Here is a 15,608-nt window from a genome sequence, read left to right as displayed (position 1 = left end):
TAGAAACCCGAGAGCCTCCGTGGTCCCCGCACTCCCCGCCGACCTCGTCGCGTTCACGTGTCCCGCACGGTCAGGTTCCACTCGGCCGGAAGATCGCCGTCGCAGAACACGCAGACGAAGACCCCCTCACGGACCACGTTGTTCTCTCCGCACCGCTCGCAGCGCCGGAACACCAGCGCGTGCGTGAACCCGTCGGGACGGCCGATGCCGGCCCGGTCCAGCGCGGCGGCCACGGCGGGCCAGGAGTCGGGGTCGGGACAGTAGCCGGTGGACTGGTTGCTGACCTCGTGCACGCGCGGCCCGTGCGGGGTGCGGCGGAACGAGATCTCGCCCGCGCCGAGCACGTCCGCGCCGTCGGCGCAGGCGACGTGCTCGCTGCGCCGGGGCGCGAGGCGCAGCAGGCCGTCGAGTCCGACGACGTAGGTGAACGGTTCCTCCTCCGTCCCCGCGTACGCGTCCAGGTCCGCGGCACGGTGGATCACCCGGCCGCCCGCACCGGGGAGGACAGCCCGCCGCACGTCCTCGGGCCCCACATAGCCGTACCGCCGCCCCGGCGGGGTCGCGGCCGCCGTCACCGGTGCCAGCGCAGGTGGGCCGCGATCGCCAGCGTCACCAGCAGGGCGCCCAGCAGCCAGCCGCCCAGGACGTCCGAGGGCCAGTGCACACCCAGCCAGATCCGGGTCAGTCCCACCCCCACCACGGAGACCACGGCCACCGCCAGCGCCGTGCGCCACACAGCGGGGGAGACGCCGTGCCGGCGCAGCAGCCACAGCAGGAGGCCACACACCACCGTGGCCGTCAGCGCGTGCCCGGAGGGGTAGGCCGCGTAGTGGGCGGAGTCGACCGGGTCGGGCCAGACCGGGCGGGCGCGACCCACCCCCGCCTTGAGGGACTGCTGGATCAGGGTGCCCAGTGCCGCCGTGACGACCAGCCACCCGGCCGTCCACCAGTCCCCGTGCCGCCACACCAGCCACACGGCGACCGCCGCCCCCAGCAGACGCATGGTCAGGGGATCCCACACCCAGTCGGTGAGGATACGGAAGGCCTGGGTGACATCGGGGTCGGCGACGGCCCAGCGATGGGTGGTGCGGGAGATGTCGCCGTCGACGGAGATCAGTGGGTGCCAGTCGGCCGCGACCAGGACGAGGAGCAGGACGGAGCACAGCCCCAGGACAAGAGCGGTCCGGAGCGTCGTGCGCGGCCCGGGTGGGCGCGGCGGGGAGTCGACGGACGGATGGTGCATACGGAGATCCTCGCTGAACGGTGGGGCTGGAAGCGAACTCGCGGCGGTCGGGCCTGGCTCCGGGGTCGCCGGGAGCGACCCCCGGCGCTGCTGCCTCGCCCACCGAGCGCGGCCGATCCCGCTGCCGGAGTGGGGCGTCCCGGCCCCGAGTCGCGGCCCGGGAGCCGTGGCCCGGGAGTCGTGGCCCGGGAGTTGTTCCCCCGGGGTCGTGGCCCGGTAGGCGTTCGCCCGGGGTCGTGGCCCGAGAATCGTTCCCCCGGATCCGTTCCCCCGGATTCCTGGCCCCGGATTCTTGGGCTCCGCTGGAGATCCTCGGCAGGAGGTGGTGGCCGTCGGCGGGCGGGACGCTCCCGGGGTGGGCCAGGGGTGACCCCGGGCCAGAGGCGGCGGGGCCGTGAGAATGTCAGGCCGGCTGCTGGGGGAGCCGGGCCTGTCGGTGTCCGGAGCGGTCCGGCAGCCGGGTTGCGAGGGTCGGGGGCGCAGGTGTCGTGGCTACCGGCGGCGGCGCCGTGGTACCGGTACTGGTTCCGGCCATGTCGACGGCTGCCGGGACCACCGGTTCGGACCGGTACGGGCGAGGCCCCTGCTGTCGTCGGGGGGCGGGCCTGGCGGGGGCGTGCGGGGGCGGAGCGGCCGGGCCGCGGCTCCAGCGCGGGTGCTCCTGCCGGCCCTGGGTTCAGCCCAGGGCCCGGAGCGCGGGGACCAGCGTCACCAGTACCGGGATCACCGGGACCAGGGAGGCCGCCGCCGTCAGCCGCAACCGGCGGGCCGCGGTGAGGCGGTCTGGCGGTGTGAGCAGCCGGTGCACGCGCAGCGGCACATGGGACTGCGGGGCGGGGGAGGGGCCGAACACGCCCCGGTCCTCGTTGAGTTCGACCAGCGCCAGCGCGGTCGTCAGCCGTCCGAAGCGCCGGGAGGCCATGTCGTCCGCCGACAACTCGACGAGTCGGTGCATCTCGTCGCGGAACGCGGCGAACACCGGTACCTGCGGAAAGCCGGTGGCCAGTGCCGTGGAGCAGTTCAGCAGCCAGTCGTGACGCGCCTGGGCGTGCCCCTGCTCGTGCGCCAGCACCGCGTCCAGCTGACGCCCCTTCAGGCGTCGCAACGCGGCGGTCGTGACCACCAGTTGGGGCGCGGTGCCCGCCAGCCACCAGGCGTCGGGCCGCTCACCCTCCAGGACGAGCAGACGGCCGGACGCGGCCTCCTCGCCCGGCAACAACGGTGCGCGCAAACGGAGTTCGGCGTGCCGGCTCCGGCGTCCGGACCGGCTCCGCAGTACCTCCCGCACGAGCATCGCCCCGGTCCACAGTCCGCCGCACGCGAGCGCCACCGCGGTCGCCGCCGCCCAGGGGCCCGTCGCGCCCAGCGCGTACGCCTCGACCACCGCGCGCGGAGCCGGTGCGAAGACATGCCCGCGCACCGCCTGCCAGGCCGCCGCCGCGCTGAGCGTCATCGACAGCGCGCAGCACAGCAGCACCGCGGCGACCACGCACTGCCACGCCCACAGCGCGACCACCGGTTCACGGTCCGGCCAGTCGGCCCGGGCGATCAGCCGGGGGGCGATCACGGAGGTCAGGGCACCGAGCAGCAGCAGTACCGCGGGGACCATCATGGGCAGCACCCTATGAGCGGCGTACCGCTCGGTGGTACGGCTTGCCACGGTGAAGTGACGCAGACCACGCCGGAGTTGGGTTCACATCGTCAGCAGCATGGCCAGCATCCCGATGCCCATCGACAGCCGGCAGGCCCGCGCCACCTCGGGCCGGTCGCTCCAGGCCACGGCTGCGCCCGCCGCCCCGGCCACCGGCAACAGCCGGACGCCGGCGAGCAGCACGTACCCGGTGAAGTACAGCAGCAGCACCCCGGTCAGCAGGGGGACTCCGGAGCCGCCGTGTCCGTGCCGGTGCGCGGGCGCGGCGGCCATCACGGCGGCCATGTAGACCATCGCTCCGGCTCCGACCAGGTGGTGCAGGTGATGGGCGCTGGTGCGGGCCGCCCACAGGGCACGCAGCGCGGCCGCGCCGAAGACCGCCGCGAAGGCCGGCCAGGCCCACGCGGGCGGCGTGAACGCGGCGGCGGGCACGGCCATCGCGGCCATCCCGAAGCCCATCAGCGCTTCGCCGCCCGCGGCCCTGCGCTGCTCCTCGACCCCGCTGCGCATCCGCAGCAGGCAGTAGGCCCCGGTCGCCGCACAGAGCGCCACCAGCAGCCAGCCGGGCGAAGCCGGTCCGTGCACGCGCGCCTCCCCGCTCGACGTTCGCAATCGAGGATTGCGATGCCCACGGCACACCGTGCGCACGCGGGCGCAAGGGTGTACACGGGGAGCGTTCGACGGAGCACCGAGATAGTTCACGAGTAAAACACATGCTAAATTAGTGGGTATGAGCAGTGCGACCCCCCAGGACCCCAGCCCCGCGGCCCGCTCCGCGACCGCCGCCGAACCGCACGGCGGGCAGCCGGGCGGGAAGCACGGCGGAAGGCATGGCGAGCCGCCCGGTCGTCGGAGCGGACAGCCCGGACACCACAACGGACGGCCGGGATGTCGGAGCGGACGCCGGTGCGGGCAGCGCCGGGGGCGCCGCCTCCCGATCGCCGGAGTGCTGCGCCTCGGCAGGCCCTCCGACATCTGGTTCAAGCCCGCCCTGAGCGTGATCGCCGCCGTCGCCCCGCCGAACCTCGTGCTGCTCGCCCTCGGACGGCTCGATCTGGCCATGTACACGATGGCCGGGTCCCTGTGCGCGCTGTACGCCCACAACCGCCCCTACGCGGCGCGGGCCCGGATCCTGGCCTGGGTGGTCCTGGGTATGACCGCCGGCCTGGCGGTCGCCCTGCTCGCGGCCGCGCTGACCGACGACACCGTCGTCCTGGTCACCGTCGGCGCCCTGCTCGCGGCCGCGCAGAAGACGGTCTGTGACGCCACCCGCCTCGGTCCGCCCGCGAACGTGGTGCTCACCTTCATCAGCTCCGCCGCCCTGTTCACCCCGCAGACCCCCGGGCAGGTGCCCGGCCATCTGGCCCTGGCTCTCGCCGCCGGTGCCTGGGCCTGGCTCATCGGCATGGCGCCCGGACTGCTGCGGCCGCACGGCCCCGAGCGCCGGGCCACCGCCCACGCCCTGAACACCGCCGCGTCCCACGCCGCCACGGGCGGCACCGGCGACGACCACGCCCGGACCCGGGCCGCGGCCGCCGCCGCCGTGCACGCCGCCTGGCAGACCCTCCTGACGGCCCGCGCCACGCAGAGCCGCCGGGCGCTGGAGCGGCTGGTCGTCCGCGCCGAGATCGCCCTCGCCGCCCCCGCCGACACCGACCCGGCGCGGCTGCGGGACTGGGCCCGCGACCTGCGCGGTACCGGCCCGGTCCCGCGTCCGGACGACCTGGTGGACGACGACGAACTCCTCGGCGTCGAAGCCGAACTCTCCACCGGCCGGCCGCCGCTGTGGCTGCGCCTCGGCCCCCTCGCACCGATCGCCGCCCGCACCGCCCTCGGCTGTGCCCTCGCCGGATACGCCTCCCTCGCGCTCGGCATCGGCCGCCCCTACTGGGCCCTGGTCACCGCGGCCTCGCTCTACCAGGCGAACCTCACGCTCACCTGGAGCCGCGGGATCCAGCGGGTCGTCGGCAATCTGGTCGGCGTGCTCGCCTTCGCCGCGCTCGTCCCGCTCGCCCACCTCGCGCAGGTCGCCCTCGTCCTGATCTGCCTCGCTCTCAACTTCGGCGCCGAGGCGCTGATCAGCCGCAACTACTGGCTCGGCAGCGTCTGCGTGACCCCGATGGCCCTGCTCATCACCGAGTTCGCGCAGGTGCAGGACCCGGGCCGGCTGATCACCGAGCGGCTGGTGGACACCCTCGTCGGCGCCGTGGTCGGCTTCGTCGCCGCAGTCGCCGTCACCAACCGCCGGGCCGGCGACCGCCTCGGGCACGCGCTGACGGCCGTCGAACGGGCCCGCGAGCAGGCCGCCCGCCTCCTGGCGGAGCCGCACCCCGCCCCCGGCGCGCTGGAGTCGGCCCGGCGCGGCCTGGCCGCCGCGCTGGTCGATCTGCGCGCCACCGCCGACGCCGCCTCCGGCGAGTGGTGGCAGCGCGCACTGCCCGAGGAGCGGGTCGTGGCGGCCGAACAGTCCGGACACCGTACGCTCGCGGCGACGGTACGGCGCCAGGGGCTGCTCCTGGGCCGGGACGCGAGCACGGGAGCGGAGGACGTACGGCGATGACGGCGACGCGGAGACGGGCGGCGGCCGGGGACGGGACGGGGGAAGGTCCAAAGACCGGATCGGAACCGGCGACCGCGGGCCCCGGGACCACCGGTGACGGCCCGAGGAGCGGCGACGGCCGGGACGGCGGCGACGCCCTGGGCAGCGGAGCTCCGGCGGGGCCCGGGGGCCAGGCAGCCCCGGCGGACCCGGTCGAGCCGGTACGGAACGACACCGTCGCCGCCGTCGTACGGCAGTGGCAGACGGTCCGGCCGGATCTCGACACCGGCCCCATGGAGATCATCGGCCGCGTCAACCGCTGCGCCGCGCTCCTTCAGCAGGCCGAGGACGCCCCCCTTCGGCGGGCAGGCCTGAGCCGTGCCGAGTTCGACCTGCTCGGCGCGCTGCGCCGCACCGGCCATGAGCTGACGCCCGGCGAACTGGCCCGGGAGACCTTCTCCTCCGGGGCGGCCGTCACCAAGCGGCTCAAGCAGCTCACCGAGCGCGGACTGGTCGACCGTCGCGTCGACACCCGGGACCGCCGGGTCGCCCACCTCCGGCTCACGGACGCCGGACGGGACCTCGTCGACGGCATCATGCCCGAGCAGCTCGTCTACGAGAGCGCGGTACTGTCCGCCCTGGACGACGACCGGCAGGGCGAACTCGCCGACCTGCTGGGCGAGTTGCTGAGTCGGCTCGAAGGCCGCATGCGGGCGCTGCGGGTCTGAGCGCGGGGGCGACGCGGGACGGGACGCCCCGGCCCGTCGGCGCTCACCCCTCGTCCCCCGCCCGGTACACGCCGAACACCGCGCCCTGCGGATCCCGCAGTACGGCGATCCGCGGGCCGTCCGGCACCGAGGTCGGTTCCATGAGCGCGGTGCCGCCCGCCTCCACCGCCGTCCGGGTGGACTCCTCCACGTCCGCCACCGCGAAGTACGGCAGCCAGTGCGGGGGCACCTCGGGCGGGAACTTCTCGTCCATCGTGATCATGCCGCCGAAGTCCGCGCCGCCGACGCCCCACTGCAGGTAGTTCTCGGAGGAACGGACGGTCCAGCCGAACACCGTCGTGTAGAAGGTCTCCGCGCGGTGGCGGTCGCGGGTCAGCAGCTCGACCCAGCCGAGCGAGCCGGGCGCGTTGAACAGCCCGGCGCCCCGGAAGGTCCGCGCCTGCCACAGCTGGAACGCGGCACCGCCCGGATCGAGGGCGACCACGAAACGACCCACCTCGAAGACGTCCATCGGGCCGACCAGCACCTTGCCCCCGGCCTCCGTGAGCAGCCGCGCGCTGACGTCGGCGTCGGTCACCGCGAACGACACGTTCCAGGCGCAGGGCTGTGCCTCCTGGTACAGCGGGCTGAGCGCCGCGACGGCCGCTTCGCCCAGGTGGGCGACGGTGTAGCCGCCCGCCTCCTGGCGCGGATCCGTCTCCGCGCGCCAGCCGAAGAGCTCCGCGTAGAACCGCTTCGCCGCCTCCAGGTCGGTCGTCCCCAGCTCGGCCCAGCAGGGCCCGCCGGGCACGGGCGCGTCGAGCTTCATGGCGTTCCTTCCGAAAGGGACCCCTTCCAGCACGCTATGCCCCGGCCCGCTCCACGGCATCCGGTGGCCGCCGGAGCCCGGCGGACACGGCCCGGCCTGCACCGATGCCCTCGACACCCCGCCACCCGGACCGCCCCGGCCGAACCGCCGACGGCCCCGTCCCCCCGCCGCCCCGGCAACCCAAGGGCGGACGACGAAGACGCGCGGAGTGCCGAGCATGAACCGGAAGAGCCGCCGCGCGGGTCCCCCGGGGAGATGCGGTGACGGCGGTCGTCGACGGCCGGCGGTACGCCGTCGAGGAGCGGGTCAGATTCCCGGCCGGTAGCGGATCGGATGGTCCGCCGGTACCTCCACCAGCACGATCGGCGTACCGTCCGGATCGGCGATCCACATCTCGTCGAGCCCCCACGGCTCCCGCACCGGCGGCCGGACGATCTCCACCCCCTGGGCACGCAGCTCGTCGTGCGCCGCCGCCACGTCCGCCACCTGGAGCCACAGCCGTACCGCCGGATCCGGCGGCGCCTCCGAACGGCCCGAGACCTCCAGGAAGCCGCCGCCGAGGAAGTAGACGACACCGCGCTCCGGCCCCGTCCCGAACTCGCGGTAGACCGCCAGGCCCAGCTGCTCCCCGTAGAAGGCACGGGAGCGCTCGGGGTCGGTCGGCCGGAGCAGGGTCCTACTGCTGAGTACGTGCACCATGCAGCCGGAGCCTACCGGCGCAGGGTCTACCCTCGTCGGTGCCCCAGCCGAGTCAGAGACCGGAGAACGCCCGCATGGACACCGCCGCCACCGAATTCACCTTCCGCGACGCCGTCGACACCGACGTGGACGCACTCGTCGCGCTCATCGAGTCGGCCTACCGCGGAGACACCAGCCGGGCCGGGTGGACGACCGAGGCCGACATCCTGCACGGGCAGCGGACCGATCCGGACGGCGTGCTCGCGGTCATCAAGGCACCCGCCGGCCGACTGCTCACCGTCGAGCGGCAGGGCCGGATCGTCGCCTGCTGCCAGCTGGAACACCGCGGCGCCCACGCCTACTTCGGCATGTTCGCCGTCAGCCCCTCGGTCCAGGGCGCCGGCCTCGGCAAGACGGTCATGGCGGAGGCCGAGCGGCAGGCCCGCGAGAGCTGGGGGGTCACCGAGATGCACATGACCGTGATCTCCGTACGCGAGGACCTCATAGCCTGGTACGAGCGTCGCGGCTACCGGCGCACCGGTCGGATGACCCCCTTCCCCTACGGCGACGAGCGCTTCGGCATCCCGCAGCGCGACGACCTCCAGTTCGAGCTGCTCGTCAAGGAACTGGCCTGACGGCCGGAACCCGCGCTAGGCCGTGAACCGGCCCGTGCGCCGGATCTCCGGGTAGTCGGTGGTCGCGCCGTCGAGTTCCAGGGCCCGGACGAGCCGCAGCTGATCCTGGGTGTTGACCACCCAGCCGATGATCCGCAGGCCGTGCTTGCGGGCCTCCTCGACGATCTCCAGCGTGAGCCGGCGCAGGTTGAGGCAGACCGTCGCCGCGCCGGCCTCCACGGCGCGGTCGACGATGTCGAGGCCGTAGCGGCTGCCGATGAGCGCGGTGCGCACCCCGGGTACGAGGCGCGCGATCTCGGCGACGGCCTCGTCGTGGAAGGAGGACACCTCCACGCGGTCCACCAGGTCGCGCGACTGCATCACCTCGGCCAGCGCCCGCGCGGCCTGGACGTCCTTGATCTCGGCCTGGAGCGGGAGCCGCACGGCGTCCAGGACCTCCTCGAAGAAGGGCACGCGCTCGCCCCGGCCCGCGTCCAGGGTCCGCAGCTCCGCGAGCGTCTGGTCGGCGACGGGCCCGGTCCCGTCGGTCGTTCGGTCCACGTCGGGATCGTGCATGACCACCAGTGCACCGTCTTTGCTCAGGTGCAGATCGAGTTCGATGACGTCCAGGCCCGCGTGCTCGGCGGCGACGAAGGAACGCAGGGTGTTCTCGGGCTCGACACCCATGACTCCGCGGTGACCGATGGTGAGGAAGTTCAAGAGACGACTCGCTTCCGTCGACGGCTGGGCTGGAGGAGCACGCAGCCTAGTGGCCCCGGGGGCGCCATGGACATGCGCGTGCACCGGGGGTTCCTGTACCCGCCCCGCCGCAAGATCCGACCCGCCTACCCAGCAGAAGCGGAAGTAGCCGCTCCCTCGGTGTCAGGCAGGAAAAAGTGCGGTGAAGATGCGAACACGCAGGATAATTTCCGTAGGGTCCACTTGCTGGAGGAAACCTCCTGTGCATACGGTGTCCTGACGTGAGCTTCTCCAGTGAAGGATGGGACATGACGGAAATTCTTGTGCAGGCGGCAACGGGGGAGCACGTTCCTCCGGCGGCGAGGGTGGTCGAGCACCCGGCGTGGCGCGTGCTCAAGGATGCCGTGGAGCGGATCCGGCCCTGGCAGTCGAAGGACGGGTCGATCGACTTCACGGCCGAGGGCGCGCCGTCGCGCACGGACGCCGAGCAGGCCGTCCTGCGGGTGGTCGAGGCCGTCGAGGAGCTGTCCCCGCTGCTCCCGCACGACGCCGACTACCACCGCGCGCTGGTCAAGGACCTGCGGGTCTGGGCCGACGGCGGCTTCGAGGTGCCGGACTTCCTCGACTCGCTGCTGGCCTTCCAGCCCGCCGCGGACCGTCGCGACGGGCTCCAGCACCTGGTCGTCTTCGCGATGTACACGCAGAACGGCAACCCGGACCGCAACCTGGAAGCGGTCGTGCTGCGCATGGTCTGGCCGGACTGGCTGGCCGAGCTCGAGCGCACGCGCTACGACAACCCGCTGTTCTGCGGGATCACCTTCGAGGACTTCACGGCCGGCTACGACACCAACTCCGCCGTCCTGTTCCCGGAGACCATCGCCGTGCGCGAGGCGCCGGAACGTTTCTCCTGGGGTGGCATCTTCTGCGACCGCGAGGCCGCCCGCTTCCGTCGCGTGACCGACGCGGCCGTCGAGGTCCTGGGCCTGTCGCTGCCCGAGGACATCGCCGCCATGGTCCACGACCAGAAGCGCTGCGAGGAGGCCTTCGTCCTGTGGGACATGGTCCACGACCGCACCCACAGCCACGGCGACCTGCCCTTCGACCCCTTCATGATCAAGCAGCGCCAGCCGTTCTGGATGTACGGCCTGGAGGAGCTGCGCTGCGACCTCACCGCCTTCAAGGAGGCGGTCAAGCTGGAGGCCGACGGCGTCCCGCAGGCCCGTGACGTCCAGTACGCGGTCCTCTTCGACCGGATGTTCCGCTTCCCGGTCTCCGGGGACCGGGTGCGCAACTACGACGGCCTCGGCGGCCAGCTGCTCTTCGCCTACCTGCACAAGCACGACGTCGTCCGGTGGACCGACAACAAGCTGCACATCGACTGGCAGCGGGCCCCGCAGGTCACCAACCAGCTGTGCGCGGACATCGAGCAGCTGTACCGCGACGGCATCGACCGCCCCAAGCTCGTCCACTGGTTCGCCGCCCACGAGCTGGTCTCCGCCTACCTCGCCCCGCACCCGGGATCCAAGTGGGCCAAGGGTCCCGACGCCCTGGACCTGACCCAGCCGCCGCGCAAACTCGTGGACGACGTGCTTCCGGACGAGTTTCCGCTGAGCATGTTCTATGAGGCACTGTCCAAGAAGCTCAAGAGCGTGATCGCCTCGACCCGGGGTATCACGGCCGACAGCGCCGAGCGGATCGCCGCGTGAGCGACCTGCGTACCGAGAACACTGCTCAGAAGGGGAAGACCATGGGGAACGGGGCTCTCGATGGTGCGGTGATCGCGGTCGCCGGCGCGGGCGGACCGGCCGGCCGGGCGACGCTGCTCAGGCTCGCCGAGGCGGGCGCGATCGTCGCTGGAGCGGACAACGACCCCGAGCGTCTGGCGGAGGCCGTCGACGCGGCCCGCTACGGGGCCGGCGGCGCCACCGTCACCGGTGAGCCGGTCGACCTGCTCGACCTGGACTCGACCCGGGACTGGGCGCACCGCGTCGAGAAGGAGTTCGGCCGGATCGACGGCGTGGTCCACCTCGTCGGCGGCTGGCGCGGCAGCGAGACGTTCATCAAGACCAGCCTGGACGACTGGGACTTCCTGGAGCTGCTGCTGGTCAAGACCGTCCAGCACACCTCGCTCGCCTTCTTCGAGGGCCTCCAGCGCAGCGAGCTCGGCCGGTACGTGCTGATCAGTGCCGCCGGGGCCTCGAACCCCTCCGCGGGCAACGCCGCGTACGCCGCCGCGAAGGCCGCCGCCGAGGCGTGGACCCTCGCGCTCGCCGACGCCTTCCGCAAGGCCGGGGGCGCCGAGGGCCCGACCTCCGCGGCTGCGATCCTGGTGGTGAAGGCACTGGTGCACGAGGCGATGCGCGCCGACCGCCCCAACGCGAAGTTCGCGGGCTTCACCGACGTCAAGGACCTGGCCGAGGCCATCGCCGGAGTCTGGGAGAAGCCCGCCCCCGAAGTGAACGGACAGCGTCTGTGGCTCACCGAGAAGCCGTGAACCCTCCGAAGACCGACGCGCGACGCCATCACGACCCGGAGGTCCGCGGTTTCGCCAGCGACAACTACGCCGGGGCCCACCCGGAGGTGATGGCCGCCCTGGCCCTGGCCAACGGCGGCCATCAGGTGGCGTACGGCGAGGACGCCTACACCGAGCACTTCCAGGGGATCATCCGCAGCCACTTCGGCGCCACGGCGGAGGCGTTCCCGGTCTTCAACGGCACCGGCGCCAACGTCGTCGCGCTCCAGGCGGTCACCGACCGCTGGGGCGCGGTGATCTGCGCGGAGAGCGCGCACATCAACGTCGACGAGGGCGGCGCGCCCGAGCGCATGGGCGGCCTGAAGCTGCTCACCGTGCCCACCCCGGACGGCAAGCTCACCCCCGAGCTGATCGACAGGCAGGCCTGGGGCTGGGACGACGAGCACCGCGCGATGCCGCAGGTCGTCTCGATCACCCAGAGCACGGAACTCGGCACGCTCTACACCCCCGACGAGATCCGCGCGATCTGCGACCACGCCCACGCGCACGGCATGAAGGTGCACCTGGACGGTTCCCGGATAGCCAACGCGGCCGCCTCGCTGAACGTCCCGATGCGGACGTTCACCAACGCGGTCGGCGTCGACCTGCTCTCGCTGGGCGGGACGAAGAACGGCGCGCTGTTCGGCGAGGCGGTCGTCGTCATCGACCAGGACGCCGTCCGTCACATGAAGCACCTGCGCAAGCTGTCGATGCAGCTCGCCTCCAAGATGCGCTTCGTGTCGGTGCAGTTGGAGGCCCTCCTGGCCAAGGACCTGTGGCTGCGCAACGCACGCCACGCCAACGAGATGGCCCAGCGGCTGGCCGAGGGCGTGCGGGCCGTGCACGGGGTGGAGATCCTCTACCCGGTGCAGGCCAACGGCGTCTTCGCCCGGCTTCCGCACGACGTGAGCGAGCGGCTCCAGAAGAAGTTCCGGTTCTACTTCTGGGACGAGGCCGCGGGTGTCGTGCGCTGGATGTGCGCGTTCGACACGACCGAGGAGGACGTGGACACCTTCGTCGCCGCGGTCAAGGAGGAGATGGCGCGGTAGCGGACGCGGCGGACACAGCCTGATTGCATAGGTATGCGGTCACCTGAAAAGTCATTGACTCTCGGGTGATCGCTTTCCTATGCTCTCGCCTCATGGAGCTCATCCAGGAGAACCCCGACCTTTCCGCCTATCTGGCCGCTGACGACGTCATCGACCACCATCATCCACGGGTGCGGGACACGGCTGCCCGCCTCGCCAAGGACGCGAAGCACTCGTATGACTATGCGCGGCTCGCCTTCGAATTCGTCCGTGACGCCATTCCCCACTCGCAGGACGCCGGCGACCCGCGCGTGACCTGGCGGGCCTCGGACGTCCTCGAGCAGGGCACGGGCATCTGCCACGCCAAGGCCCACGCCCTGGCCGCCCTGCTGCGGGCCGAGGACATCCCGACCGCGCTCTGCTACCAGCGGTTCGCCCACGACGAGGGCGAAGGGCACGTGCTCCACGGGCTCGTCGCCGTGCGCTTCGACGGGGCCTGGCACCGCCAGGATCCACGCGGCAACAAACCGGGCGTGGACGCGCGCTTCTCTCTGGACGGCGAACACCTGGCCTTCCTGCCCGACCCCGCCGCGGGCGAAGTGGACTACCCCGGCCTGTACGCGAGCGCGCACCCGGCCGTCCTCGGCGCGCTGCGGGCCGCCCCCGACCGCCCGCACCTGTGGCGGACCCTGCCCGCCGCACTCTGACCACCCCGGCGCGGATCCCGGCCGCCGCGGTCGCTAACCTCCCCGGCATGGGTGACGGGGGACAGACCAGACAGGCCGGTGCGGACCCGAACGAGGACCCGGGACAGGACGCTCCGCCCGGGCCGGGCGGCCCGCGGGAACCGCGTGGCGGGCGGTGGCGCCTCGTCGCCCGGCTACGCGGACACCCGCTGCTCGGCTCCGCCGTGGTCCTGGTCCTCCTCGCCGCCGCGGGCGCCGTCCCGGTCGTCCTGGCGGGCTCCGAGGACGCCCCTTCCTGCCGCAAGCTCCCGGCCGCCACCCGCGCCCTGGCCGGCGACCCGGCCGCCGCGACCCGCGCCCTCGACCCGGGGGACGACCTCGCCCGCTTCGACGCCGTACGCGAACTCCTCGTGTACGAGCGCCCGTGCGGCGACGGCGGCGAGGTGCTGGGCCGGATCGTGGACGCGGCCACCCGCGCCACCGGCGTCGAGAACCCGCACACCCTGGCCCAGGCCCGGAGCGCCTTCGCGGTGGCCGCCGCCCTGAACGGGGTCGAACTGCCCGACGGGATGGCGCCCGGGGTGGCCCGCATGCTCGCCCAGTACGTCGTCGACCAGAACCGCTACACCGACTCCGACGACGGCGCCGTCCTGCCCGCGGTCCCCGCCGAGCAGGCCCGCCCCGACGACGAGGGCTGGACCACCTACGGCCGTTTCCTCGCCCCCGGCGAGGCACACGCCGACTTCGAACACACCCGGCCCTACTCGGACATCGAGGCCGACCCCGAGGAACTGATCGCCGAACTGGCCCGGGACCCCGAGGCGTTCGCGATCCTCTACGCCGCCGAGCGCGCCTGGCTGGCCTACTACCTGGAGCGGCTCGACGGACAGGGGCGCGACCCCGACTACCGTCCCGAACCGGCCGGGGACGGCTACCAGGCGCCCGTCACCTACTGGGTCGACAGCGACCTCGAGCACATGGCCGAACGGGTCGGCGCCCTGATGAAGTACCGCGCCCGCTACGCCCGCGACGGCACCGTCCCCGACCTCACCGCCTTCGACGCCGCCGTCCGCCGCCACACACCCGGCGTCTACCCCGCCCACACCGCGCAGGTGACCACCCGCCCGCCGATGGCCGGGATCACCGCGCGCCACCCGGCCCGGGTGCGCGGCGACCTGATGGACGCCCGGCACCAGTTGCTCGGCGTGGTGTCCGCCTGGGCGACGGCACGCAAGGTCCCCGAGGCGCGGGCCGATGCCATGCGGCAGGCCATCGACGACCGCTATGTACGGGCTCTCTGGCTGACCGTCTGACGACTTCCGCGTCAGCCCGCGTCCACCGTGAGGCCGGTGCAGCCGCGCCGCTCCGCCTGCGCGGCGGCGAAGGCACGCAGCAGTGCCAGCCGCTTCGCCCGGTCGACGCCCGGGAGGTCCGAGGAGGCGTCGAGCCCGAAGTGGGCGGCCTCGCCGGCGCAGCGGGCGCCGGCGGTCGGCGACGGACGGTCGGAGCCGTTGTCGGAGACGAGCCGGTTGCTCCAGTCCCCGAACCAGGCGACGAAGTTCATCCCCTCCGGGCGCCCGGACGAGGCCCCGTCGTCGAAGGTCACCTCGCAACTGCCCGTCGGCGCCGCGTCGGTGAGCCGGACGTCGAGCTTCCAGTGCGCCGGGTCCGGCAGCCCCGCCCCGGCCAGCCAGCCGCAGGCGGTGTCCCGGGCGGCGGCCGGGGAGACCGTACCCGGAGCGTCCTCCTCGGGGTCGGCGGGGCCGACCTCCTCCGGCGCCGTCAGCGGCTCGGCGCCGCATCCCAGGCGTTTCGAGGCGGAGTTGACGAAGGCCACGGCGACCTCGTAGGAGGCGGGCCGGCGCCAGGAGCCCTCGTGGCTGACGCCCGCGTGCACCAGCAGCTTGCGCTGCCGGCCGTCGGCGTCCTTGCCCAGACCGGGACAGGGCAGCAGGAACTCGAGGGTGCCGACGCGGGAGACGAACCCGGGCAGCCCGTCCGGCATCGCCGCCTGGGAGTCGAACCCGCTGCGCGGGAACGCGGCCATGAACTCACGGTCCTGGTCGTCGCGCCGGGTGTAGGCGTACAGGGCGAGCAGCCGCCGGTCGCCACTGTGCCCGTCCGCGAAGGTGACCTCGCAGCCGTGGTCGCCGAGCTCCCGCACCCCGCCCGCCTCGGAGCCCGTGACCCGGGCGTCCTCGGGGATCAGCTCGCGGACGGCGCCCTCGGGCAGCACCCCGTCGCACGCGGTGCGGATCAGCCACCACTGGTGGACGTACGGCTGGGTGATCCAGCCGCCCAGCGCGAGCACGGCCGCGGCGGCGACCGTCACCTTCACCCAGCGCCGCATCTTCGCCCCCGTAGCGCGTTCGGCAGAACACAGTCCGGCCCGACGGGTGCTCGGCGACCCGGCACCCGGCTC

At 73.4% G+C, this 15,608-nt stretch carries 16 protein-coding genes; 8 read left to right on the top strand and 8 right to left on the bottom strand.

Annotated elements, in window-relative coordinates; all coding sequences use genetic code 11:
* Nucleotides 1–53: 53 nt before the first annotated feature.
* The 4 genes from AOQ37_RS21530 to AOQ37_RS21515 form a co-directional block, all read right to left on the bottom strand.
* Nucleotides 54–575, bottom strand: a complete 522-nt coding sequence (locus AOQ37_RS21530) for a hypothetical protein (RefSeq protein ID WP_062646231.1) — start codon at nucleotides 573–575, stop codon at nucleotides 54–56.
* Entirely contained in the window at nucleotides 572–1,243 is a 672-nt protein-coding gene (locus tag AOQ37_RS21525) for a phosphatase PAP2 family protein (RefSeq protein WP_062646230.1), read from the bottom strand. Before AOQ37_RS21525 ends, AOQ37_RS21530 begins: the two co-directional genes overlap by 4 nt.
* Nucleotides 1,244–1,919: 676 nt before the next feature.
* Nucleotides 1,920–2,855 (bottom strand): M56 family metallopeptidase, encoded by a 936-nt coding sequence (locus AOQ37_RS21520; protein WP_062646229.1) that lies wholly within the window; start codon nucleotides 2,853–2,855, stop codon nucleotides 1,920–1,922.
* 81 nt (nucleotides 2,856–2,936) lie between these two features.
* Nucleotides 2,937–3,479, bottom strand: coding sequence for a DUF5134 domain-containing protein (locus AOQ37_RS21515; protein ID WP_062646228.1), 543 nt, complete (start codon nucleotides 3,477–3,479; stop codon nucleotides 2,937–2,939).
* 361 nt (nucleotides 3,480–3,840) lie between these two features.
* Between AOQ37_RS21515 and AOQ37_RS21510 the strand changes: the two genes are divergently transcribed.
* Nucleotides 3,841–5,454, top strand: coding sequence for an FUSC family protein (locus tag AOQ37_RS21510; protein ID WP_062646227.1), 1,614 nt, complete (start codon nucleotides 3,841–3,843; stop codon nucleotides 5,452–5,454).
* 137 nt (nucleotides 5,455–5,591) lie between these two features.
* On the top strand, nucleotides 5,592–6,161 hold the full coding sequence (locus AOQ37_RS21505) for a MarR family winged helix-turn-helix transcriptional regulator (protein ID WP_062646563.1): 570 nt from the start codon (nucleotides 5,592–5,594) through the stop codon (nucleotides 6,159–6,161).
* 43 nt (nucleotides 6,162–6,204) lie between these two features.
* Here the strand turns inward: AOQ37_RS21505 and AOQ37_RS21500 are convergent, their stop codons facing one another.
* Both AOQ37_RS21500 and AOQ37_RS21495 read right to left on the bottom strand, forming a co-directional pair.
* On the bottom strand, nucleotides 6,205–6,969 hold the full coding sequence (locus AOQ37_RS21500) for a VOC family protein (RefSeq protein ID WP_062646226.1): 765 nt from the start codon (nucleotides 6,967–6,969) through the stop codon (nucleotides 6,205–6,207).
* Nucleotides 6,970–7,275: 306 nt separating this feature from the next.
* Nucleotides 7,276–7,668, bottom strand: a complete 393-nt coding sequence (locus AOQ37_RS21495; RefSeq protein ID WP_062646225.1) for a VOC family protein — start codon at nucleotides 7,666–7,668, stop codon at nucleotides 7,276–7,278.
* Between the two features lie 74 nt (nucleotides 7,669–7,742).
* Between AOQ37_RS21495 and AOQ37_RS21490 the strand changes: the two genes are divergently transcribed.
* On the top strand, nucleotides 7,743–8,282 hold the full coding sequence (locus AOQ37_RS21490) for a GNAT family N-acetyltransferase (protein WP_062646224.1): 540 nt from the start codon (nucleotides 7,743–7,745) through the stop codon (nucleotides 8,280–8,282).
* 15 nt (nucleotides 8,283–8,297) lie between these two features.
* On the opposite strand, the gene AOQ37_RS21485 is transcribed toward AOQ37_RS21490, so the two are convergent.
* Nucleotides 8,298–8,981: a glycerophosphodiester phosphodiesterase gene (locus AOQ37_RS21485; protein WP_062646223.1), complete on the bottom strand. Its 684-nt coding sequence runs from the start codon at nucleotides 8,979–8,981 to the stop codon at nucleotides 8,298–8,300.
* A gap of 287 nt (nucleotides 8,982–9,268) precedes the next feature.
* Between AOQ37_RS21485 and AOQ37_RS21480 the strand changes: the two genes are divergently transcribed.
* The 5 genes from AOQ37_RS21480 (at nucleotide 9,269) to AOQ37_RS21460 (ending at nucleotide 14,499) form a co-directional block, all read left to right on the top strand.
* Complete coding sequence (locus AOQ37_RS21480) at nucleotides 9,269–10,666, top strand: DUF6421 family protein (RefSeq protein WP_062646222.1); 1,398 nt, start codon at nucleotides 9,269–9,271, stop codon at nucleotides 10,664–10,666.
* Between the two features lie 41 nt (nucleotides 10,667–10,707).
* Nucleotides 10,708–11,454 (top strand): SDR family NAD(P)-dependent oxidoreductase, encoded by a 747-nt coding sequence (locus AOQ37_RS21475; protein WP_062646562.1) that lies wholly within the window; start codon nucleotides 10,708–10,710, stop codon nucleotides 11,452–11,454.
* Nucleotides 11,451–12,521, top strand: a complete 1,071-nt coding sequence (locus AOQ37_RS21470; protein ID WP_062646221.1) for a threonine aldolase family protein — start codon at nucleotides 11,451–11,453, stop codon at nucleotides 12,519–12,521. The genes AOQ37_RS21475 and AOQ37_RS21470 overlap by 4 nt, the downstream gene beginning before the upstream one ends.
* A gap of 92 nt (nucleotides 12,522–12,613) precedes the next feature.
* Nucleotides 12,614–13,207: a transglutaminase domain-containing protein gene (locus AOQ37_RS21465; protein ID WP_062646220.1), complete on the top strand. Its 594-nt coding sequence runs from the start codon at nucleotides 12,614–12,616 to the stop codon at nucleotides 13,205–13,207.
* 47 nt (nucleotides 13,208–13,254) lie between these two features.
* Nucleotides 13,255–14,499, top strand: a complete 1,245-nt coding sequence (locus tag AOQ37_RS21460; RefSeq protein ID WP_159401365.1) for a hypothetical protein — start codon at nucleotides 13,255–13,257, stop codon at nucleotides 14,497–14,499.
* Nucleotides 14,500–14,510: 11 nt separating this feature from the next.
* Here the strand turns inward: AOQ37_RS21460 and AOQ37_RS21455 are convergent, their stop codons facing one another.
* Nucleotides 14,511–15,536 carry a hypothetical protein gene (locus AOQ37_RS21455; protein WP_062646218.1) on the bottom strand — a complete coding sequence of 342 codons (1,026 nt, stop codon included), beginning with the start codon at nucleotides 15,534–15,536 and terminating at the stop codon, nucleotides 14,511–14,513.
* Nucleotides 15,537–15,608 lie beyond the last annotated feature (72 nt).

The sequence above is a fragment of the Streptomyces maremycinicus genome, from assembly GCF_001184025.1.
GTDB classification, from domain to species: Bacteria; Actinomycetota; Actinomycetes; order Streptomycetales; family Streptomycetaceae; genus Streptomyces; species Streptomyces maremycinicus.
This window is presented reverse-complemented; position numbering and strand designations above follow the sequence as displayed.